Origin of the sequence: Agrobacterium sp. LMR679 (assembly GCF_027157905.1) — a bacterium.
Taxonomy (GTDB): Bacteria; Pseudomonadota; Alphaproteobacteria; order Rhizobiales; family Rhizobiaceae; genus Agrobacterium; species Agrobacterium leguminum.
Genome location: NZ_JAPVOJ010000001.1, coordinates 1,845,655 through 1,866,666, shown reverse-complemented (window position 1 = coordinate 1,866,666; position 21,012 = coordinate 1,845,655). Strand labels below are relative to the sequence as shown.

The window sequence follows — 21,012 nt, the reverse complement described above, 5'->3', positions numbered from 1 at the left end:
CTCACTGAAACGTTGCAGTTGGAACGTATGCGAAGATTTTTGATTAGGCAACCGCCTAAAATACGAATCTCACAGCGCCCGCAGGAGGTATTTCGAACGATTGGAAAATGCGCCGGATAGGTATGCGGCACAGGGGATTGCGCTGCGTAATCCACACGCAATGCCAGTCGCTTACAAAACTTCGCAGCGAGTAAAACAGGTGAAGAGACCATGAAGCGCTGGCATATTCTTTTGGTCATCGGATTAACCGGCGTCGCATCGCTTTTATTGGCGACATTTGAGCAGCTTGTACCGGGACAGCAAGTTTCATTCGGAATACGCCTGCTGATCCTCATCCAGCCGGCAATACTGACCATTGCGGCGGTAGCAACCGGTCAGGCTCTGACCGCAAAACTCGGGCTTGGCGCCCCCTTGGTCGATAGCTGGCTGACGGGCGACAACCCGCGCGCGGTGCTGCGAACACAGGTGCCGCCCTCGCTGACAGTGGGCATTGCCGTCGGCCTGCTGATGATCGCCTATTCATCAGCGATCCTGCCAGCGGTCGCGGATGCGGCCGCCGTGGCAAGAATGACCGCTTTTAATGTCCCGCTGACGACCCGGATTCTCTATGGCGGGATCACGGAAGAGCTATTGACCCGATGGGGCCTGATGTCGTTTTTCGCCTGGGCGCTCTGGCGCGTGACCGGAAGGGGACAGATTCGACCGGTGATTTTGTGGGCCGCCATCCTTATGGCGGCGGCACTCTTCGCCGCCGGTCATCTGCCGTTTCTGTTTGCGATTGTCGCTCGGCCGCAGGCGGCGCTGATCCTTGCAGTCCTGCTCACCAATTTCATTCCCGGCCTGCTGTTCGGATGGCTGTTCTGGCGTCGGGGGCTGGAGGCGGCGATGCTGTCTCATGCCCTTGCCCATTGCGTGAACGCGCTGACCGCCTGAGCCGAAAAGGCGAGCCGGACAACTATCCGCCTCACCTACTCCAAACCTTCGGAGCTGGCGGCAATTCTATTGCCTTTTATAATCGTCCTCGATGCGGATGACATCATCCTCGCCGATATAGGCTCCGGTCTGGATTTCGACCAGTTCGAGCGGGATCTGCCCCTCATTGGCAAGCCGGTGCGGCTGGCCGATCGGGATATAGACCGACTGGTTTTCCGTCAGCAACTTCGTTTCCTCGCCAATCGTTACCGTCGCCGTGCCCTTGACGACGATCCAGTGTTCCGAGCGGTGATAGTGTTTCTGGAACGAGATGCGGTGGCCGGGATCGACCGTGATATGGCCCACCCGGTAACGCTCGTCCACATACATGTGTTCGATATAACCCCAGGGGCGATAGACGCGCTTGTGGCTTTGCGTCTGTGGTGCATGTTCGCCGTCCTTCAGCGTCTCCACCAGGCCCTTCACATCCTGCACCCGGTTTTTCGGCACCACCAGAACCGCATCCTTGGTGGCCACCACCACCATGTCCTTGGCGCCAACCACCGTCGTCAGCAATTGCGTCGAATGGATGAGGCAACCTTCGGAATCGATGAAGACGCCGTTGCCTTCCAGCGCATTGTCGTTGCCGCGCTTGTCAGCGATTTCCCAGATCGCGTCCCAGCTGCCGATATCCGACCAGCGGAAATGGCCATGCACCACCGCCATGCGTTTGGTCTTCTCGATCACGGCATAGTCGATGGAGTTCTTCGGCGAGGCCTCGAAGCTGGCCTGATGCAGGCGCACGAAGCCGAGGTCGCTTTCATATTGCTCGACCGCCTGCGTCACCGCTGCCAGAATCTCCGGGGCGAAGGCCTTCAGTTCGGCGATCATCACATCGGAGCGGAACAGGAAGTTGCCGGAATTCCAGAGATAACCCTTTTCCAGATAGGAGATCGCCGTCTTCATATCCGGCTTTTCCACGAAGGCATCGACAGTGCTGAGATCGGCCTCACCGTCGATCGCATCACCCGGCTTGATATAACCGTAGGAGGTGCGCGGTTCGGTCGGCACCAGGCCGAAGACGACGATATTGCCCTGATCGGCGGCTTTTGCACCAAGTTTCACGGCGTCGGAGAACTTGTCGGCATCGAGCACAACATGGTCGGCGGCAAGCGCCAGCACCAGGCATCCGGGCTCCCGGCGCTCGGCCAGCACGGCGGCGGCGGCCATGGCGGCGGCGCTGTCGCGGCGGGCGGGCTCCAGCACCACGGTTGCCGGCAGATCGATCTCTTCGGCCTGACGGCGGGCGAAGAAACGGAAATCCTCGTTGGTGATCACCAGCGGCTCGGCATAAAGGCCCTTGTCGCCCACCCGCTGCAGCGTCTGCTGATAGGTCGAAAGATTGCCGACCAGCGGCTGAAACTGCTTGGGCAACTGATCGCGCGATACCGGCCAAAGCCGCGAACCGGCGCCGCCGGCCAGAAGAACCGGCGTGATCTTTCGAGAGTGTTCCTTCACAATAAAACCTTTCCAACTCTAAAAATTTCCCGGCGCGCCGGACAATATACATATTTCGAAATACCGCCATCATCGGTTCACGGGCGGATAAGCGCAAGCTCATAAATTCGCCTTGTGAAAGCTTGGTGAACGGCGGGGGCATTTGCCGGCAGGCCCGTTTTCCTAACGCAAGGGGGAGTGCGAGGTTCCGCACGGAATGGCCGCTCAAAGTGACCGAGAGCAAAGAAAACCCCGGGACAAAGCCCTGCGCTTCATTTTTCAGAGCGATGAGCCGAGCCCGTCAATCCTATCGGCAAAGCCTTTGACACGAACAACGGGAATTAATCGATTAAATCGGCCGCAAATTTCATCACGCTTAAATTTGCTGCACTGAACAACATTCAAGGCTTGGCAGGCCCGCGAAAAATACAATAACAACGGCGGATATTTTTACACTGTTATCGACACGAAAGCACGCTCAGCCCATGTCCGACACGACGAAACCCGCCAGCACAAGAACATCGGTTACGGATCAGGAAGCCCTGGATTTCCACGCGGAAGGCAGACCGGGGAAACTGGAAATCACCCCGACCAAACCGATGGCGACGCAGCGGGATCTGTCGCTTGCCTATTCGCCGGGCGTGGCCGTGCCGGTGAAAGCCATCGCCGAAAATCCGGCGACCGCTTACGACTATACCACGCGCGGCAACATGGTTGCGGTCATCTCCAACGGCACGGCCATCCTCGGTCTCGGCAATCTCGGCGCGCTCGCCTCCAAGCCGGTCATGGAGGGTAAGTCCGTTCTCTTCAAGCGGTTCGCCGATGTCGACTCCATCGATCTCGAGGTCGATACCGAAGACGCCGATGAGTTCATCAACTGCGTGCGTTACCTCGGCCCCTCCTTCGGCGGCATTAATCTGGAAGACATCAAGGCGCCGGAATGTTTCATCATCGAAAGCCGCCTGCGCGAGCTGATGGACATTCCCGTCTTCCATGACGACCAGCACGGCACCGCCATCATCGCCGCTGCCGGCCTCATCAACGCCATCGAACTGACGGGCCGCGACTTCAAGACCACCAAGCTCGTCTGCAACGGCGCGGGTGCGGCGGCAATCGCCTGTATGGACCTCATCAAGGCCATGGGGTTCAACCCTGAAAACATCACGCTCTGCGATACCAAGGGCGTGATCTATCAGGGCCGTACCGAAGGCATGAACCAGTGGAAATCCGCTCACGCGGTAAAAACCAACAATCGTACGCTGGCGGAAGCCATGAAGGGCGCGGATGTGGTCTTCGGCCTCTCCCAGAAGGGCGCTTTCAGCGAAGAGATGATCCGCTCCATGGCGCCGAAGCCGATCATCTTCGCCATGGCCAATCCGGACCCGGAAATTACGCCGGAAGAAGTGTCGCGCATCCGCGACGACGCCATCATGGCGACCGGACGTTCGGACTACCCGAACCAGGTCAACAACGTCCTCGGCTTTCCCTATATCTTCCGCGGCGCGCTCGATGTTCGCGCCAGCCAGATCAACGACGCGATGAAGATTGCTGCGGCACAGGCGCTCGCCGATCTTGCCCGCGAGGATGTGCCTGACGATGTGGCCGCCGCCTATCAGGGCAACCGCCCGCGCTTCGGATCGCAATATATCATTCCGGTCCCTTTCGATCCGCGCCTGATCTCGGCCATTCCGGTGGCCGTGGCGAAAGCCGCCATCGAAACCGGCGTCGCCCGCCGGGAGCTGCCCGACCTCGACGCTTATGCCCGCGAGCTTTCCGCCCGCCGCGACCCGATGGCTTCCACCACGCAGCGCCTTTACGAGCGGGTGCGCCGCTCGCCGAAGCGGGTCGTTTTTGCGGAAGCCGAAGAAGAACAGGTCATGCGCGCGGCGATTTCCTTCACCGCGCAGGGCCTCGGCACCGCCATCCTGCTCGGCCGTGACGATATCATCAAGGCCAACGCGGAACGCGCCGGCATCGATCTCGATCGCGCCAACATCGAGATAACCAACGCCCGCCTTTCCAGCCGCGTCGATGCCTATGTCGATTATCTTTATGCGCGTCTGCAGCGCGGCGGTTTCCTGCTGCGCGACGTACAGCGTCTGGTCCACAACGACCGCAACCATTTCGCCGCCTGCATGGTGGCGATGGGCGATGCGGATGCCGTGGTCACCGGCGTTACCCGCAACTACTCCACGGCGCTGGAGGATATCCGCCGCTGCATCAACACCAAGCCCGGCCATCGCGTCATCGGCGTATCGCTGGTCGTCTCGCGCAACCGCACCGTCTTCGTGGCCGATACCGCCGTGCATGACATGCCGAATGCGGACGACCTGGCCGATATCGCCGAAGAAGCAGCCCACCTCGCCCGCCGTTTCGGTTATGAGCCGCGCGTTGCCATGCTCGCCTACTCCACCTTCGGCCAGCCGACCGGCGAACGCTCCGACAAGGTGCGCGAGGCGGTGAAAATCCTCGACAGGCGCAACGTCAATTTCGAGGTCGACGGCGAAATGTCGGCCGATGTGGCGCTGAACCATCACCGCATGCAGAGCCAGTATCCCTTCGCCCGGCTTTCAGGCCCGGCCAACGTGCTGGTCATGCCCGCCATCCATTCCGCCTCCATCTCCACCAAGATGCTGCAGGAACTTGGCGGCGCAACCGTCATCGGCCCGCTTCTCGTCGGCCTCGACAAATCGGTACAGATCACCTCGATGGGCGCGAAGGACAGCGATATCGTCAACATGGCGGCAATCGCGGCCTATAATGCCGGTCGTTGAGACGGGCCGGGACGTTGCAGCACGTTTCTTCTCCCCAAGGGGGAGAAGGTGGCCCGAAGGGTCGGATGAGGGGGGCGACGTTAGCGATAAACCGAGAGCTTGCCCCCTCATCCCGCTGCCGCGGACTTCTCCCCGGCGGGGAGAAGAAACAAGCGGCATTCGCTCGCTCTCCCTGTGGCCATTTGGCCCACAGACGGCGTCTGGATTATCCTCCCGCCCTCACGGCCAGACATAAAATAGCGGAAGCAAAGAACAAGATTCTACGATCTCAAATTATTAGGATAATTTTTCCCTCCAAAAGATTTATTGGAACCGGATTTTATTCATACTATTTTTCACGCAATGCCAATTCTCGCTCTTGGCGGGTGCCTCATGTAGTTTCCACCTACAATCAAAAGGAAATACCCATGGCCCTCTCTTTCTCCAAATTTGCCGCAAAACTCATTGCCGGAACCGTCGTCATCGCTTCGATGGCCACCGCCGCTCACGCGGATGCAACGCTTGACCGGATCAAGGGTCGCGGCAAGCTCACCGTCGGCGTCATCCTCTCCGGCGCGCCTTTCGGCTTTATCGATCCGAAGACGCAGGAGCAGAAGGGTCTCAACATCGACGTCGCCAAGGCGCTGGCCGCCGGCCTCGGTGTCGAACTGGTCACCGAAACCGTGACCCCACCCAACCGCGTGCAGTTCCTGCAGCAGGGCAAGGTGGATATTCTGATCGCCAACATGCAATACACGGAAGAGCGCGCCAAAACGCTCGACTACGTTCCGACCCCCTATGACCGCCAGGGTGGCGCCGCCATCGGCCGCAAGGACAGTGGCATCAAGGACTGGCCGGACCTGAAGGGCAAGATCGCCTGCGTTTCGCAAGGCTCCAACTACACCCAGCCGCTGATCGAACAATATGGCGCGCAGGTTAAGGCGCTGCCGAGCCAGCCGGAATCGCTGCTGGCGCTCAAGGGCGGCAATTGCGACGTCTCCGTTCACGTCAACGGCACGCTGAGCCTGATGCTTCAGGACCGCGCCGATGAGTGGAAAGATTACGGCATCCTCATCCCTACCGACCTCATCCCGTCGGATTCCGTGATCTGGCTGCGCAAGGGCGAAAGCGACACGCAGGCCGCTCTCGACAAGATCGTCAAGGAACTGCACGCCTCCGGCAAGATGCTCGAATTCGCCAAGGCCAACCGTCTGCCGAGCATCGGCTATATGGAAGAGCAGCAGAAGAAGCTTTCGGCGCAATAAGGGATCGGGCAACCCGCTCGCTCCGTCACCCCGACGGGATCCGGGGGTCAAGCGTGATCAGGCTCTTGATCGCGAGAGACACTTTTACGGCGCAGACGCGCCGTGGCTGGATGCCGGATAATCCTTGGCTTGTTCCGGGGACCGGCGTGACGCAAGGGCGGCTGCTATCATGGCGATTTCCCCTGACTATCGGGAACGGTCGGTTTCGCCCGCCGTTCTTTTCTGCTTTAAAGCAAGACAGGTCATTCTGGGGCCGCCTGCTGGGCGGCGCACCCGCGACAACAGCATGGATTTCCGATGCAGGATGGATTTACAGCGCGCTTCATAGAACTGGCCGCGCATCTCGGCCTCAACTATGACTTTCTGAACAGCGGTTACGAGGTTCAGATCTGGCTCGATGGCATGAAGATGACGTTGATCCTCGTCGCCGTCACTTTGCCGCTCAGCCTCGTCTTCGGCTTCATTTTTGCGGCCATGCTGACATCGGGCAAGACCTGGCTCGCCGGCCCCGTGCGCGCCTATGTGGAACTGACGCGCAACACGCCGACGCTGGTGCAGCTGATGTGCGGCTTCCTCGTGCTCAACATGCTGATTTCCAACGCTCTCGGCGGCGCGCAGAACAATCCGCTGACACCCTTTTTCTGGGTCGTCGCCATCACCGGCCTGCACATTGCCGCTTTCCATGCGGAAGCGTTGCGGGGCGGCATCGAGGCGGTGCCGGCCACCACCATCGAGGCGGCGCGTGCGATCGGTTTCAGCTCCTTCGAGATTTTACGCTATGTGGAGTTTCCGCTGGCCATCCGCACGGCGCTACCCTCCATCATCAACAACCTCGTCAATCTGGTGAAGCTCACCACGGTCGGCTCGGCAATTGCGGTGGGTGAAATCACCTATGCCTCGATCCTGATCTGGACGCAGCGCGACAATGTGGTCGAGCTGATGATCGTCATCCTGATCTTCTTCAGCATCATCAATTTTATCGTCGCAAGGGCCGGTCTGTGGCTTGAACGGCGTCTTGCGGTTCCGGGGTTCGGTCAATGAGTGCGGTGGTTTCTCCAACACAGGCGGTAAAGAAGCCGCCCTTCGGCACCATTCTGCTGCTCGGCGTGCTGATTGCCGTCGTGCTGTGGCTGATCCTCGATCCGTCGCTCGGTCAGGTGCTGCTGCAATGGCTGCCCTATCTGGCCAAGGGTTTTGCCATGAACGTGCTGATCAGCATCCTTGCGATAGCCATCGGCACCTTCATAGGTGTCCTGCTCGGCATCATGGAGCTTGCGCCCTACCGCCTCGTGCGTGCGCCGGCACTCACCTATGTGCAGATATTCCGCAACGCCCCGCATCTCGTGCTGATCTTTGCCGCGACCTACATCTTCCCCTTCGAGATCGTCGCTTTCGGCAACTACATTCCCTTCCCGGACTGGATCAAGGCCGTCGTGGGTCTCGCCATTCCGGCCAGTGCCCATATCGCCGAAATCACCCGCGGGGCCATCCAGTCGATTCCGACGGCACAATGGGAAGCGGCACAGGGGCTGGGCTTTTCGCGCAACCAGACACTGCGCTGGATCATCCTGCCGCAATGCGTGAAGCGCTCGCTGCCGCCATGGATGAACCTCTATGCGTCGATCACCATGGGTACGGCGCTCGCCTCGCTGGTCGGCGTGCATGAACTTCTGCACGCCGCGACGGACGCCAGCACCGCCGTGCAGCGCAACGATTTCACCGTCGTGGTCTACCTCACCGTTCTGATGGCGTTCTTCCTGTTCTGCTATCCCGTCTCCCGTTTCACGCAGCGCCTTGAGCGGCGCTTCGCTTCCCGCTGATTGGAACAAGCCATGTCCGCACCCGCACCACAAATCGCCGCAAAAGCTCTGGTTGAACTGGAAGGCATACACCTGTCCTTCGGTGACAATCAGGTCCTGAAGGGCATCGACCTTACGGTGAACAAGGGCGACGCCGTCTCCATCATCGGCCCTTCCGGCTCCGGCAAGTCCACCATCCTGCGCTGCATCAACGGCCTGCTCATTCCGCAATCGGGCAAGATCACCGTCGGCGGCACCCGTGTCGACCAGCTGAAGACCGAGGCCGAGCGCATCGCGCTGCGCAAGCGCATCGGCATTGTCTTCCAGCAGTTCAATCTCTTTCCGCATCTGACGGTGATGGAAAACATCACCATCGCGCCGATCAAGATTCTCGGTACGCCGAAGGCCGAAGCCGAGCGCCATGCCCGCGAACTGCTGGAAAAGGTCCGTCTTTCCCAAAAGGTCGATGCCTATCCCGGCCAGCTTTCCGGCGGCCAGCAGCAGCGTGTGGCGATTGCCCGCGCGCTTGCCATGCGACCCGAACTGGTGTTGTTCGATGAGGTCACATCCGCGCTCGACCCGGAAACCGTGGGCGAAGTGCTCGCCGTCATCCGCGATCTCGTCAATGATGGCATGACCAGCATTCTCGTCACGCATGAAATGCGTTTTGCCGAAGAAATCAGCGACAATATCGTCTTCACCGAAAATGGCCTGATCGTCGATCAGGGCACGCCGGAGCACATCTTCTACAAGTCGACCAATCCGCGCATCAACGCCTTCGTCAAGGGTCTCGGCGGACAGGGCGCGCGGGTCAATGACGGCGAAGGGATATGATGCCATGACCGCCGACGAAAAGCTCACCCTGCATCTTGCCGAAGCGATTGCCGCCTCCGATCCCCTGCGCGACGAGGAGGCTGTGGCCATCGCCCGCACGGCGCTGATCGATTTTTTCGCCTGCGTGCTGGGCGGCGCTGCCGACAGAAGCACAAAAATCCTGATCGACAGCTTTACACCCGGCACTTCAGGCACGGCGGGCATTATCGGCCATGATCTGCGCACGGATGCCTTCACCGCCGCCCTCATCAACGGTCACGCCGGGCATGTGCTTGATTATGACGATGTCCACGGCAGCGTGCGCGGCCACCCGACCGTCGCCATCGTTCCCGCTTTGCTGGCTATCGCGGTCGAAGAGGGCTCCACGGCGGATGCCTTTATCGCCGCCTATATCGTTGGGCTTGAGACCATGGCGCGTCTCGGCCTCTCGCTCGGCACCAGGCATTACGAAAACGGCTTCCACGCCACCGCCACGCTCGGCCCCATCGGCGCTGCAGCAGCGATTGCCCATCTCCTGAAATTCGATCCGCAGACTACGGCCGTTGCGCTCGGCCTCGCCGCCACGCAATCGGCAGGGCTTCGCCTGCAATTCGGCTATGACGCCAAGCCGCTGCATGCCGGGCTCGCCACGCGCGCCGGCCTTACCGCCGCGCGGCTGGCGCGATCAGGTTTCCAGGGCGCGCCGGATTTTCTGGAAAACCCCATCGGTTTTTATTCCGCCTTCGCCTTCGGCGCCGAGCAGCCGAAACGCGTTCTCTCCGGCTGGGGCGCACCCTGGCAGATCGTCTCGCCCGGCCTCACCCTCAAGGCCTTTCCCTGCTGCACCGCCAGCCATCCCGTTGCCGTCGGCGCGCTGGCGCTGCGCAACAGCAGTGGTCTGACACCGGATGAGGTCGAGGCGGTCACCATCACCTTCCCGCCCGGCGGCGATGCCGCCCTCGTTGGACCGGCCACGCCCACGACCGGCATCGATGCGCGCTTCAGCGCCGAATACGTCTTTGCCGCAGCGCTTGTGGATGGGGCGCTCGGCATCGGCCATTTCGATGAGCGCCAGACGCGCGCCGACCTGCTTGCCCTATCCGCCAAAGTCTCGCGCCGGCATGACGAGACCGCCCGCCGCCTCTCGCCCGATCCGACCACCCGGTTCGTGGTCATCGATGTGACGAAGAAGGACGGTACGATGCTGTCGCGCCGTGTCGACGGCCTTCCTGGCATCGATGACCCGACCGAAAAATTTGCCGACGCGACCGGCGGCAATGAGAAGTTCGCCGGCATTCCGGCACTGGTGCGGTCCATGAAAACCGCAGCCGACCTCAGGAAGCTCGAAACGCTTCTGGTATCGCAAATATAACTCGACCGACATGAAGGCATGATCCCCATGACCACCACGACACGCAAAAGACAGATGCATCTTGGCCTCTTCCTGCAGGGCGCCGGGCACCACGTTTCCGGCTGGCGTCACCCCGATGCGGAGGCCGGCAGCGAAAATTTCGATCTGCTCACCCGTGTTACGAAAATGGCCGAAGCGGCGAAATTCGACATGGTATTCCTCGCCGATGGCCTGACGAGCGGCGTCGACGCCCACCCCTCGATGATCGCCCGTTTCGAGCCGTTGACCCTGCTGGCAGCCCTTGCCATGGTCACCGACAAGATCGGGCTGGCCGCCACCGCCTCCACCACCTATGGCGAGCCCTACCACACCGCCCGCGCCTTCGCGTCGATCGATCATCTGAGCCACGGCCGCGCGGCGTGGAACATCGTCACCACATCCTATGCCCGCACGGCGGCGAATTTTTCCAAGGATCATCCCGAGCATGACGAACGTTATGCGGTGGCGGAAGAATATGTGAATGTCGTTCGCGGCCTCTGGGACAGCTGGGATGACGACGCCTTCGTCAAGGACAAGCAGGCGGGCCGCTATGTCGACCCTGCAAAGGTCCATATCCTCAACCACGAAGGCAAATATTTCACGGTCAAGGGCCCGCTCAATATTCCGCGCTCGCCGCAGGGCCACCCGGTTCTCATCCAGGCCGGCTCTTCCGGGCCGGGGCAGGATCTCGCCGCCCGCACCGCCGATATCGTCTTCACCGCCCAGCAGGCGATTTCCGAAGCGCAGGCCTTCTATACCAGCCTCAAGGCACGCGTGGAAAAATTCGGCCGCGATCCGGCCAGTGTCGCCGTGATGCCCGGTTTCATGCCGATCATCGGCAGGAGCTTCGAAGAGGCCGGCGAAAAACTGAAGGAACTGAACCGCTGGACCGATATCAAGAGCGCAATGCCGCTGCTTGAAGAACGCATCGGCCATAGCCTCGCTGATTACGATCTCGACGGCCCGCTGCCGGACCTGCCGATTTCCGACCAGCTGCGCAGCCGCGCCGAACTTTTGACCGAACTGGCGCGCCGCGAAAAGCTGACAATCCGGGAGCTGGCGCTGCGCGTCGCCGCCGGGCGCGGCCACCATATCGTCATGGGCACGGCCAGGGATGTGGCGGACCGGATGCAGGAATGGTTCGAAAACGGCGCGGCCGACGGTTTCAACGTCATGCCGCCCTTCTTCCCCGGCGGGCTGGAGGAATTCAACCGCGAGGTCGTTCCGCTCCTGCAGGAGCGCGGCCTGTTCCGCAAGGACTACGAGGGCTCGACGCTGCGCGACCATCTCGGTATCGCAAGGCCGGCGCTGCGGTGAAAAAGCCATGCGGATGCCCGTTCAAAGGCATCCGCATCCACAGAATCTCATTCTCAAGCTGAAGCGGGCCTGAGCCCGCTCCTTTACGCGGCCGCCCGCGCCGAAGTCTGGTCGCGCCGGGCCGTATTCGGAGTATCCGGGCGGGTGGACGATCCGTCTTCCCGCTGGACCGTACGGCGGTTCAGCTTGAACAGGCTGACAAGCTGCGCCAGCGCATCCGCGCCCTGCGCCAGCGTCGTGCTGATGACCGTGGTGCGGGCGCTCATCGCCGCATTCTCCTGCGTCATCCGGTCGAGCCGGTTGACCGCCTTGTTGATCTCGCTGATGCCGACGGCCTGCTCGTCCGCCGCCTTGGCGATCATGTCGACATTGCCGTCAATGTGCCTGACCAGCGCGTCGATCTGCTTCAGCGCTTCGCCGGTTTCGCCCACCAGCCTGACGCCTTCCAGAACCTCGGTGCCGGAATTGTTGATCAGCGCCTTGATTTCCTTCGCGGCATTGGCGGAACGCTGCGCCAGCTCCCGCACTTCCTGCGCCACGACGGCAAAACCCTTGCCCGCTTCGCCCCCGCGCGCGGCTTCCACGCCGGCATTCAGCGCCAGCAGGTTCGTCTGGAAGGCGATTTCGTCGATCACACCGATGATCTGGCTGATTTCCCGCGAGGCGGTCTCGATACGCTGCATGGCATCGACTGTCCGCTCCACGACCTCGGTGGAAGCCACGGTGGATGTCCGCGCGCTCTGAACGAGCTTGCGCGTCTCTTTCATGTTGTCGGTCGACGAACGGACCGTCGCGGTGATTTCTTCGAGTGCTGCCGAAGTTTCCTCAAGCGCCACCGCCTGCTCACGCGAACGTTCGGCGAGATTGACGGAGGCTTCGCTGACTTCCTGGCTGCTGCGGGTCAGGTCTCCGGTCTGGCCGAGAACGTTTTCCAGCGTCTTCTGGAATTCAGCGATGGATTTATTGAAATCGCAACGCAGCCGCTCGAACTCGCCGACGAAGGGTTTGTCCAGCGTAATACGGATGTTGCATTGAGAAAGCCGCTCGAGCGCAGCACCAAGTTCCTCGACCGCATGCATCCGGTCCGTCACATCGAAAGCGAATTTCACCACCTTGAAGACGCGGCCCCGATCATCGATGATCGGATTATAGGAGGCCTGAATGAAGACGCGTTTGCCATCCTTGCCAAGGCGCATGAACTGCCCCGTCGAGAAGTGGCCTTTTCCGAGTTCCTTCCAGAAATCCCGATAGTCCTCAGACTGGGCATAGGCCGGTTCGCAGAACATCGAATGATGTTTGCCGATGATGTCTTCCGCCGTGTAACCGAGCGTCGCGAGGAAATTTTCGTTGGCGCTGAGGATTTTCCCGTCGGGCGTAAATTCGATCATGGCCTGTGCGCGGGAGAGCGCCGCCAGTTTCCCGTCATCCTCGGCGCTCTTGCGCTTGATCGAGGTGATGTCGGTTGCAATCTTGACCACCTTGTAGGGTTTACCGAAACGGAACACCGGATTGTAGGAAGCTTCGATCCAGATTTCGTCGCCATTCTTGGCCCGACGTCGATACTGGCCCTGATCGTATTCGCCACGCGACAGCTTCGCCCAGAAGCTCTTGTATTCGGGCGAGGCCGCATCTTCGGGAGACAGGAACATGCTGTGGGTACGCCCAACGATTTCGGATTGCTGATAGCCGACGGCCTTGCAGAAATTATCGTTCGCTTTCAAAATCTTGCCGGTCAGATCGAACTCGATGATGGCCTGTGAGCGGCTCAGCGCATCAAGCACTGCGGAAGCGTCCAGACCGAATTTGGAAAAGTGAGACATCTTTTTGAACCCCCAAACAGTAATCCATATGCAGACCTGCTCCATCCTCGAAATATAGAGATGAAAAACGGTCGGCCCGCCTGCACGCGAAACTAGCCGGACACCGTTAAATAGCGATTAATAATGAACTATAACTATTGATCCGGAGCCTCAATCGACTGCGGGTATGCTTCATCGCGAATATATTCGCCTTGTCTATTTCGGACCGCTTATTTGCCACAGTGCTGATATTTCTGCGCCGGCAACACGATACGGCCTTTCATCGGGGCGGCATTCATTGTTATGCGGGGTTGAAAGATTTGTGTTGCAGGAGCGCCGATGACCAAAACCCTGAAATGCGATGTGCTGGTGATCGGCACCGGCATTATCGGTTCCATGGCGGCGCTTTATCTGCAGAATGCCGGACGCGAGGTGGTGCTGCTGGAGCGCGGCGAGGTTGCCCGGGGCGCGAGTTCCGGCAATGCCGGCATTCTGGCCTTCCCTGAAATCATCCCCATTCCGGCTCCCGGCATCATGAAAAAAGCGCCGCGCTGGCTGTTCGATCCGCTCGGCCCGCTCAGTGTGCCGCCCGCCTATGCGGCAAAGATCGCACCCTGGCTGTGGCGTTTCTGGCGCGCGAGCGCCGAGCGCAACTTTCGCCATGGGCTGAAGTCACTCACCGACATCAACCGGCTCGCCGCCGTGGAAATGGCCCATGTCGCGGCGATGCCGGAACTTTCGCATCTCGTTTCGAAAACCGGCACGCTCGATCTTTATGACAGCGAGGCAAGTCTCAATGCTGCCCGCAGGGACTGGGACGAAAAGGAAAGCGCCGGCTTCACCTTTCAGCGCGTCGGCCGTCCCGAAATCGAGGAACTGCAGCCGGGTCTTGCGCCCCAGTTCCGCCATGCCATGTTTTCGCCGGATGGCCTGCAGGTCTCCGACCCTTACGATTTCACTCGCGCCATTTTCGATCTGGTAATCGCCCGCGGCGCCAGCCTGCGCAAGGGCGAGGCCGAACGCATCGACGCCGTCGGCGAAAGTACGATCGTGACGCTGGAAAATGGCGACAAGATCGATGCCGACAAAGTGGTAATCGCCTGCGGCGCCTGGTCGAGAAAACTTGCCGCGACGCTTGGCAACCTCGTACCGCTGGAAACCGAACGTGGTTACAACACCACGCTTTCCGCCGAGGCTTTCAACCTGACGCGCCAGCTTTATTTCAACGACCATGGCTTCGTGGTCACCCCGCTATCGACGGGCATCCGCATTGGCGGCGCGGTCGAACTCGGCGGGCTGGAATTGAAGCCGAATTTCCGCCGTGCGGAAGCCATGCTGAAGAAAGCAGGACGCTTCCTGCCCGGCCTCAAACTGGAAGGCGGGAAACAATGGATGGGGTTCCGCCCGTCCATGCCGGACTGTCTTCCCGTCATCGGCACGGCACGCGCCACGCCGTCCGTCATCTATGCCTTCGGCCATGGCCATCTGGGGCTGACACAATCGGCAGCAACCGCCCGTCTGGTGACGCAACTGGCCAGCGGTGAGGACACGGAAATCTCGGTCGATCCTTTCCGGCCGGGACGTTTTTCCTGAGTTCGGGAAGACGGCGCTATTTCACCGGCTGCATAGAATCGTCGGGAAACACCACCTCGGCGAAGGACGGATAGACCTTGCGCAGGATCGTGACCTGCTGCTGGTCGCTTACCCGCAGCAAATACCAGTCCGCACCGTCCATCAGCGCCAGCGTGTGGGATTTCGCCTCGATCGTCTGGCCGCCGGTTTCCATCACCGTCCTGGTCGGAATGAGCGCATAGGGCGTTCCATCAACGGTTTGCGCAAGGCTGATCGCCTGCGTATCCATGGTGAACTCGGTTATTTTGACCGCCGCGAGCGCCATCTGCATCTGCGCGGTCAAAGCGCCACGCAATTGCTCCACGGTAATAACCGCTTCGCCTGCGATGAATTCAAAGACTTTCGGCGGCACCGTCCTGCCGACGACATCGAAATCCTTTGTGCTCAAAGCCGTCTGAAATCGCTCTATCTGCGTGCGAAGGCTATCCTGCTCGGCAGGTGAGAGATCGCGTGGCAAAGCGGGATGCGCTATCGCCACCAGCAGAAACAGACAATATAACAGACGCTTCATGGCTTGGCCCTTCCGGTTATCCGGCATCGCCCGGTCCCCGCAACAGGAACCGCTCATGAACGGGATTGTTCAGCGCAGCAAAAAGAACCCCGCAGCCGACAGCACGACGAAGACGACCAGACCGCCAAGGAAGCCGGCGGTGGTGAAGAAACCCGCGACCATGGCCAGCATCAGCACGCACAGCATCATGGTGCCGTACTTCGTCAAGGCCAGAAAACCGTTATAGGTCTTTTCGTGCTCGGCATAGTTCATCTCGGCGCCGACTTCGACAGGACCCGTGTGGTGTTCGCTCATTCCGCTTCCCCTTGTGCTCCATCCGTCATGCCCGTCCCGTGCGGGAAAATCTGCCTGCGAACGATCGCGGGCCCATGCCGGATTCTCCGTAGCCAGAGGTAACATGAAGTCGCCGAAAAGCGCAATGCGTTCTCCGCGAAAGAGCGGCAACGGCATGCATCGCGGCCGCTCAACCGGGCAAAACATGTCATAGGGCAACATTCTTTCGCAAACGGTTGAAAAGGGCGGTCCGTCAAGCCGTTTCATGGTGGTTTTGGTTGCTTTTCGAACCGCCTGACCATACACGGGATTCTGTGGGGAGGAACTCTGGAACCTGTGGCAGCGGAAGCACGTGGAGGCGTGGCCGCAGCAGGGGCGCCGGGCTTTGCTCTCCGCCATAAACCCGCAAAGGGCCCGAAAAGGGAAGAGGGGAAAGTTATGAAATCGCTTTTAAAACTAAGTGCGCTGATAGACCTTGCAAGCGAGGCTCTGGGCAAGGTTGCCGGTTATCTCGTGCTCATCTGCTGCCTCGTCAGCGCCGGCAATGCCATGGTCCGTTATGCCTTCAATTATAGTTCGAACGGCTGGCTGGAAATCCAGTGGTACATGTTCGCTTTCATCGTGCTGATCGGCGCATCCTACACGCTGCGCATGAACGAACATGTGCGCGTCGACATCATCTACGGCTCGATCTCAGCACGCAGCCGCATCTGGGTGGACATTATCGGCATCGTGCTGTTCCTGCTTCCCGGCTGCTTTTACCTCGCCTGGCTTTCCTGGCCCATGTTCACGCTATCCTGGCATCAGAGCGAAATGTCCTCCAATGCAGGCGGCCTCATCCGCTGGCCGGTGAAATTCATTATCTTTTCCGGTTTCGCCCTTCTGGTTCTTCAGGGTTTTTCCGAACTCATCAAGCGCATAGGCGCCCTTAACGGGCTTTATGCGCTCGATACGAAGTACGAAAAACCGCTGCAATGATCGCACCGATCTGAACCTTCAGGATATTTCCCATGTTCGAATATGGTATTCTTCCGCCACTGATGTTCCTCGGCATGATCATCTTCATGCTTTACGGATTTCCGGTTGCTTTCTCGCTCGCCACCGTCGGTCTTGTTTTCGGTGTCATCGGCATCTTCACGGAGCATTTTTCACCGGCCTTTCTTCAGGCCCTGCCGCTGCGCATCTTCGGCATCGTCTCGAACGACCTTCTGCTGGCCATCCCCTTCTTCACCTTCATGGGCGCGATCCTCGAGCGATGCGGGCTTGCGGAGGATCTGCTTGAAGGGACGGGCAAACTGTTCGGCGCCATTCCCGGCGGCCTCGCTTACGCCGTCATCATCGTCGGCGCGATCCTTGGCGCGATTACCGGCACGGTTGCCGCCTCGGTCATCACCATGGGTGTCATCTCGCTGCCGATCATGCTGAAATATGGCTACAACCCGAGACTTGCCACCGGCGTCATCGCCGCATCGGGAACGATCACGCAGGTTATCCCGCCTTCGCTGGTGTTGATCGTGCTTGCCGACCAGCTCGGCAAATCCGTGGGCGACATGTATCTGGGCGCCATCGGCCCCTCGATCCTGCAGGTCGCCATCTTCATGCTCTTCATCCTGTTCATGTCGGTCGTGCGGCCGAAGGACCTGCCGGCGCTGCCGCCGGAAGCGCGGGGAGAACTCAACCGGGCGCTGGTGTTCCGCGTGCTGGCAGGCATGATCCCCTCCATCGTGCTGATCTTCCTCGTGCTCGGCACCATCTTCCTCGGCCTCGCAACGCCCACCGAAGCCGGTGCGCTCGGGGTCGTGGGCGCCATGGCGCTGGCCGCCGCGCACCGCCGCCTCACCTGGGATCTCATCAAGCAGGGCATGCATTCCACCATGCATATCACCTCCATGGTGGTGTTCATTCTGGTCGGCGCCACCTGCTTCTCCCTCGTCTTTCAGGGCATGGATGGTTCGCTCTGGATCGAGCATATGCTGTCGGGCATTCCGGGCGGCCCCATCGGCTTCCTGATCTTCGTCAACATCTTCATCTTCTTCCTCGCCTTCTTCCTCGATTTCTTCGAGATTGCCTTCATCGTCATCCCGATGCTCGCGCCGATCGCCCAGTCGCTCGGCATCGACCTGATCTGGTTCGGCGTGCTGATCTGCATCAACATGCAGACGAGCTTCATGCACCCACCCTTCGGATTTGCGCTGTTCTACCTGCGCTCCATCGCGCCGCGCACGGTCAAGACATCGGACATCTACATGGGCGCGATTCCCTGGCTCGGCATGCAGCTCATCCTCGTCGCCATCGTGATCTTCTGGCCGGAATCCGTCACCTACTGGCTGGACAAGGCGCCCGAGGTCGATCTGAATTCCATCAAGATCGAAGTGCCCGCCTTCGGCAATCAGAGCGGCAACACCATGCCCAATTTCAGCCAGCCGGGTGGATTGCCGGGCATGCCGAATCTTGGCGAGCCACCGAAGATCGGGCCTTGATCGGCGTCTTGTAAGGACTGGGCGAAAAGCTTATGATCGCGGAGTGGAAGACAGGGTTGCGCCCCTGCCTTCCGTTTATTCTCTTTAGAAATGGAACCGGACAGTCACTGACCAGCCTGTCCGGTTTTTTCTAATGACGAATGCAATGCTCAGCGTTTTCCACATCGCATCACCTCCACAGTTGAGAGCAAGGCCTTTGCCGAGGTCGGCGTGGCCAATCCTCGCCGACACTCCGGCTGGTCCCGGAGCCTACTGCTTTTGCCCACAACGGAATTGATCGTAAATCATCCTTTGTTGTCGGATGCGTGAAGGCATGCGCCCACAACAAAAACCCCGGAGACCGAAATCCCCAGGGCCTTTGCTCGGTCCGCCGTCACCGAATAATCAGAGCTTGCCGTTACGCTGCTGGATCATCATGAAAGTATCGAACGTGTATTCCGCAAGCTGCATCCACAGATAACCTTCGCGCTTGAAGGCGACCTGATCTTCGTAAATCTTCTTGAAGTCCGGATTGGAGGCCGAAATATTGGCATAGACTTCCAGCGCGGCCTTGTAGCAGGCCTCGAGGATTTCCTGGCTGAACGGCCTGAGCACCGCACCTTCAGAGACGAGCTGCTTGATGGCGATCGGGTTTTTCGCGTCGTATTTCGCCATCATGCTGGTGTTGGCGAAGGCGCAGGCGTCCTGCAGCGCCGTCTGGTAGTTTTTCGGCAGGCTGTTCCACTTGTCCAGATTAACGAAGGAATGGATGACCGGGCCACCTTCCCAGAAAGCGGGATAATAGTAATATTTCGCCACCTTCTGGAAACCGAGCTTGTGGTCGTCATAAGGGCCGACCCATTCCGCCGCGTCGATGGTGCCTTTTTCCAGCGCCGGATAGATATCGCCGCCGGCGATCTGCTGCGGCACCACGCCGAGCTTTTCCACCACCTTGCCGGCAAGACCAGCGATGCGCATCTTCACGCCCTTGAAATCGTCAACGGTGTTGATTTCCTTGCGGAACCAGCCGCCCATCTGCGCGCCGGTATTACCCGAAATCATGCCGTAGAGATTGTGCTTGGCGTAAAACTCGTTGAGCAGCTTGTTGCCGTTGCCTTCATAGAACCATGAATTGGTCAGGCGGGCATTGAGGCCGAAAGGTATTGCCGTGCCGATGGCGAAGGTCGGATCCTTGCCGACGTAATAATAGGAGCAGGTGTGGCACATTTCCACCGTGCCGGACGATACGGCATCGGCTGCCTGCAGGCCGGGCACGATTTCACCGGCGGCAAAGGGCTGGATGGTGAAATTGCCGTCGGTTGCGGCGGCGACATGCTTGGCAATATCTTCCGCGCCACCATAGATCGTGTCGAGCGATTTCGGAAACGACGACGTCAGGCGCCAGTTGATCTTGGTATTCTGCTGTGCAATGGCGGGCGCGGCCAGCGCTGCCGTGGCAGCTCCCGCAAGCGCACCTTTTTTCATAAAGGAACGGCGATCCATCTATATCCTCCCAGATATGAACGCTGCCCGCAGCTTTGAATTCCCCTCGTTGCTGTTCAGGCATCGGAGCAAAGTAAGCACGGTTACGGCCCGGCTGACAAGCACCCGCACCAAGAATTAATCGCGGAAAAACCGGCCTTTTCGGGAATTTTTGGAAACTCTGCTTCGTATTTTATTTTCAACTGAAATATACCGGCATCGCCTTATACTTTAGGTGCATAAACGATCGTCAGAACGCAAAACGCGTGCTTGACTTGGCCAGCCGGCAGTCGCACAAATTTCGAAGATTCGTCCCGGAGCCACCATGCCAAAACCCATTATCGCCGTCCCTGCCGACATCCGGCATTTCACCGGTGCCGACTGGCACGCGGCGCAAAACCAATATGTTTCCGCCGCGCTGAAAGTGGCTGGTGTCATGTCCTTCATTGTTCCGGCCTTCGAGGACGGGAACGAGGTAGACGCCATTCTCGACCGGGTGGACGGTCTGCTCGTGTCCGGCTCCGCCACCAATGTCCATCCTGCCCTTTACGGAAAAGAGGCGCAGGAAAGTGACGGCCCGTTCGATCAGGCCCGCGACGCCACCAGCCTGCCGCTCATCCGCCGCGCCATCGAACGCGGCATCCCGATGCTGGCCATCTGCCGCGGCATTCAGGAGCTGAACGTCGCGCTGGGCGGCACGCTTGCGTCCGAAATTCAGGAGCAGCCCGGCATATGGGACCATCGCAAGCCGGAACATGACGACCGCGACGTGTCCTTCGCCATTCGCCAGCCGGTGCATGTGCGCGAAGGCTCCTGCATCGCGCAGCATCTCGGCATGTCGGGCGAAATCCAGATCAATTCGCTGCACCGGCAGGCAATCGCCGAAACCGCGCCACGCCTGCAGGTGGAGGCGACGGCGGCGGACGGCACTATCGAGGCCGTTTCTGTCATCGACGCCAAGGGATTTGCCGTCGGCGTGCAATGGCATCCGGAATATTGGGCTGAGACGGACGCGCCGTCGCGCGCTTTGTTCGAGGCCTTCGGCAAGGCTGTCCACGACTATCGGAACAGCAAGGCATGAACCTTAGCTGATCCCCCTCGGCTCACAGG

Annotated in this window: 17 protein-coding genes; 12 read left to right on the top strand and 5 right to left on the bottom strand. The window is 59.9% G+C overall.

All coding sequences use genetic code 11. The features are described 5' to 3' along the window. The first annotated feature begins 210 nt into the window (after positions 1 to 210). A complete protein-coding gene (locus O3W47_RS08710) occupies positions 211 to 933 on the top strand; it encodes a CPBP family intramembrane glutamic endopeptidase (protein ID WP_174057798.1) in 723 nt (240 codons plus the stop codon). Positions 934 to 999: 66 nt separating this feature from the next. On the opposite strand, the gene O3W47_RS08705 is transcribed toward O3W47_RS08710, so the two are convergent. Beyond that, the gene (locus O3W47_RS08705; RefSeq protein ID WP_269313478.1) at positions 1,000 to 2,430 is read right to left on the bottom strand and encodes a mannose-1-phosphate guanylyltransferase/mannose-6-phosphate isomerase; all 1,431 of its coding nucleotides are present in this window, start codon (positions 2,428 to 2,430) and stop codon (positions 1,000 to 1,002) included. A gap of 464 nt (positions 2,431 to 2,894) precedes the next feature. On the opposite strand from O3W47_RS08705, the gene O3W47_RS08700 reads away from it, so the two are divergent. From O3W47_RS08700 to O3W47_RS08670, 7 genes are all read left to right on the top strand, one after another. After that, positions 2,895 to 5,183: an NADP-dependent malic enzyme gene (locus tag O3W47_RS08700; protein WP_269313477.1), complete on the top strand. Its 2,289-nt coding sequence runs from the start codon at positions 2,895 to 2,897 to the stop codon at positions 5,181 to 5,183. A 407-nt stretch (positions 5,184 to 5,590) separates the two neighbouring features. Further along, positions 5,591 to 6,427 carry a transporter substrate-binding domain-containing protein gene (locus O3W47_RS08695; protein ID WP_003524556.1) on the top strand — a complete coding sequence of 279 codons (837 nt, stop codon included), beginning with the start codon at positions 5,591 to 5,593 and terminating at the stop codon, positions 6,425 to 6,427. A 297-nt stretch (positions 6,428 to 6,724) separates the two neighbouring features. Then, positions 6,725 to 7,468 (top strand): amino acid ABC transporter permease, encoded by a 744-nt coding sequence (locus O3W47_RS08690; protein WP_269313476.1) that lies wholly within the window; start codon positions 6,725 to 6,727, stop codon positions 7,466 to 7,468. Then, positions 7,465 to 8,247 (top strand): amino acid ABC transporter permease, encoded by a 783-nt coding sequence (locus O3W47_RS08685; protein WP_080819164.1) that lies wholly within the window; start codon positions 7,465 to 7,467, stop codon positions 8,245 to 8,247. The genes O3W47_RS08690 and O3W47_RS08685 overlap by 4 nt, the downstream gene beginning before the upstream one ends. A gap of 12 nt (positions 8,248 to 8,259) precedes the next feature. Next, positions 8,260 to 9,060 (top strand): amino acid ABC transporter ATP-binding protein, encoded by an 801-nt coding sequence (locus O3W47_RS08680; RefSeq protein ID WP_269313475.1) that lies wholly within the window; start codon positions 8,260 to 8,262, stop codon positions 9,058 to 9,060. Positions 9,061 to 9,064: 4 nt separating this feature from the next. Next, positions 9,065 to 10,411, top strand: coding sequence for an MmgE/PrpD family protein (locus tag O3W47_RS08675; RefSeq protein ID WP_269313474.1), 1,347 nt, complete (start codon positions 9,065 to 9,067; stop codon positions 10,409 to 10,411). A gap of 18 nt (positions 10,412 to 10,429) precedes the next feature. Further along, positions 10,430 to 11,746 (top strand): LLM class flavin-dependent oxidoreductase, encoded by a 1,317-nt coding sequence (locus tag O3W47_RS08670; protein ID WP_175422132.1) that lies wholly within the window; start codon positions 10,430 to 10,432, stop codon positions 11,744 to 11,746. Between the two features lie 83 nt (positions 11,747 to 11,829). On the opposite strand, the gene O3W47_RS08665 is transcribed toward O3W47_RS08670, so the two are convergent. After that, positions 11,830 to 13,566, bottom strand: a complete 1,737-nt coding sequence (locus tag O3W47_RS08665) for a methyl-accepting chemotaxis protein (RefSeq protein WP_269313473.1) — start codon at positions 13,564 to 13,566, stop codon at positions 11,830 to 11,832. A 318-nt stretch (positions 13,567 to 13,884) separates the two neighbouring features. On the opposite strand from O3W47_RS08665, the gene O3W47_RS08660 reads away from it, so the two are divergent. Then, positions 13,885 to 15,138 carry an NAD(P)/FAD-dependent oxidoreductase gene (locus O3W47_RS08660; protein WP_269313472.1) on the top strand — a complete coding sequence of 418 codons (1,254 nt, stop codon included), beginning with the start codon at positions 13,885 to 13,887 and terminating at the stop codon, positions 15,136 to 15,138. A 16-nt stretch (positions 15,139 to 15,154) separates the two neighbouring features. Here O3W47_RS08660 and O3W47_RS08655 read toward each other — a convergent pair whose 3' ends face one another. Both O3W47_RS08655 and O3W47_RS08650 read right to left on the bottom strand, forming a co-directional pair. Continuing rightward, a complete protein-coding gene (locus O3W47_RS08655) occupies positions 15,155 to 15,688 on the bottom strand; it encodes a hypothetical protein (RefSeq protein WP_269313471.1) in 534 nt (177 codons plus the stop codon). A gap of 69 nt (positions 15,689 to 15,757) precedes the next feature. Continuing rightward, positions 15,758 to 15,982 (bottom strand): aa3-type cytochrome c oxidase subunit IV, encoded by a 225-nt coding sequence (locus O3W47_RS08650; protein WP_003524572.1) that lies wholly within the window; start codon positions 15,980 to 15,982, stop codon positions 15,758 to 15,760. Between the two features lie 417 nt (positions 15,983 to 16,399). On the opposite strand from O3W47_RS08650, the gene O3W47_RS08645 reads away from it, so the two are divergent. Both O3W47_RS08645 and O3W47_RS08640 read left to right on the top strand, forming a co-directional pair. Next, positions 16,400 to 16,939, top strand: a complete 540-nt coding sequence (locus O3W47_RS08645) for a TRAP transporter small permease subunit (protein ID WP_080819169.1) — start codon at positions 16,400 to 16,402, stop codon at positions 16,937 to 16,939. A 32-nt stretch (positions 16,940 to 16,971) separates the two neighbouring features. After that, positions 16,972 to 18,441 carry a TRAP transporter large permease gene (locus O3W47_RS08640; protein WP_127755786.1) on the top strand — a complete coding sequence of 490 codons (1,470 nt, stop codon included), beginning with the start codon at positions 16,972 to 16,974 and terminating at the stop codon, positions 18,439 to 18,441. Between the two features lie 384 nt (positions 18,442 to 18,825). Here the strand turns inward: O3W47_RS08640 and O3W47_RS08635 are convergent, their stop codons facing one another. Continuing rightward, positions 18,826 to 19,923, bottom strand: a complete 1,098-nt coding sequence (locus O3W47_RS08635) for a TRAP transporter substrate-binding protein (protein WP_003510333.1) — start codon at positions 19,921 to 19,923, stop codon at positions 18,826 to 18,828. A gap of 304 nt (positions 19,924 to 20,227) precedes the next feature. On the opposite strand from O3W47_RS08635, the gene O3W47_RS08630 reads away from it, so the two are divergent. Then, positions 20,228 to 20,983, top strand: coding sequence for a gamma-glutamyl-gamma-aminobutyrate hydrolase family protein (locus O3W47_RS08630; RefSeq protein WP_269313470.1), 756 nt, complete (start codon positions 20,228 to 20,230; stop codon positions 20,981 to 20,983). Positions 20,984 to 21,012 lie beyond the last annotated feature (29 nt).

Coding starts and splice junctions, on each gene's coding strand:
- O3W47_RS08635 (WP_003510333.1), bottom strand. CDS start 19,923: ATGGATCGCCGTTCCTTTATGAAAAAAGGTGCGCTTGCGGGAGCTGCC.
- O3W47_RS08660 (WP_269313472.1), top strand. CDS start 13,885: ATGACCAAAACCCTGAAATGCGATGTGCTGGTGATCGGCACCGGCATT.
- O3W47_RS08690 (WP_269313476.1), top strand. CDS start 6,725: ATGCAGGATGGATTTACAGCGCGCTTCATAGAACTGGCCGCGCATCTC.
- O3W47_RS08665 (WP_269313473.1), bottom strand. CDS start 13,566: ATGTCTCACTTTTCCAAATTCGGTCTGGACGCTTCCGCAGTGCTTGAT.
- O3W47_RS08675 (WP_269313474.1), top strand. CDS start 9,065: ATGACCGCCGACGAAAAGCTCACCCTGCATCTTGCCGAAGCGATTGCC.
- O3W47_RS08650 (WP_003524572.1), bottom strand. CDS start 15,982: ATGAGCGAACACCACACGGGTCCTGTCGAAGTCGGCGCCGAGATGAAC.
- O3W47_RS08685 (WP_080819164.1), top strand. CDS start 7,465: ATGAGTGCGGTGGTTTCTCCAACACAGGCGGTAAAGAAGCCGCCCTTC.
- O3W47_RS08645 (WP_080819169.1), top strand. CDS start 16,400: ATGAAATCGCTTTTAAAACTAAGTGCGCTGATAGACCTTGCAAGCGAG.
- O3W47_RS08630 (WP_269313470.1), top strand. CDS start 20,228: ATGCCAAAACCCATTATCGCCGTCCCTGCCGACATCCGGCATTTCACC.
- O3W47_RS08695 (WP_003524556.1), top strand. CDS start 5,591: ATGGCCCTCTCTTTCTCCAAATTTGCCGCAAAACTCATTGCCGGAACC.
- O3W47_RS08700 (WP_269313477.1), top strand. CDS start 2,895: ATGTCCGACACGACGAAACCCGCCAGCACAAGAACATCGGTTACGGAT.
- O3W47_RS08655 (WP_269313471.1), bottom strand. CDS start 15,688: ATGAAGCGTCTGTTATATTGTCTGTTTCTGCTGGTGGCGATAGCGCAT.
- O3W47_RS08710 (WP_174057798.1), top strand. CDS start 211: ATGAAGCGCTGGCATATTCTTTTGGTCATCGGATTAACCGGCGTCGCA.
- O3W47_RS08640 (WP_127755786.1), top strand. CDS start 16,972: ATGTTCGAATATGGTATTCTTCCGCCACTGATGTTCCTCGGCATGATC.
- O3W47_RS08670 (WP_175422132.1), top strand. CDS start 10,430: ATGATCCCCATGACCACCACGACACGCAAAAGACAGATGCATCTTGGC.
- O3W47_RS08680 (WP_269313475.1), top strand. CDS start 8,260: ATGTCCGCACCCGCACCACAAATCGCCGCAAAAGCTCTGGTTGAACTG.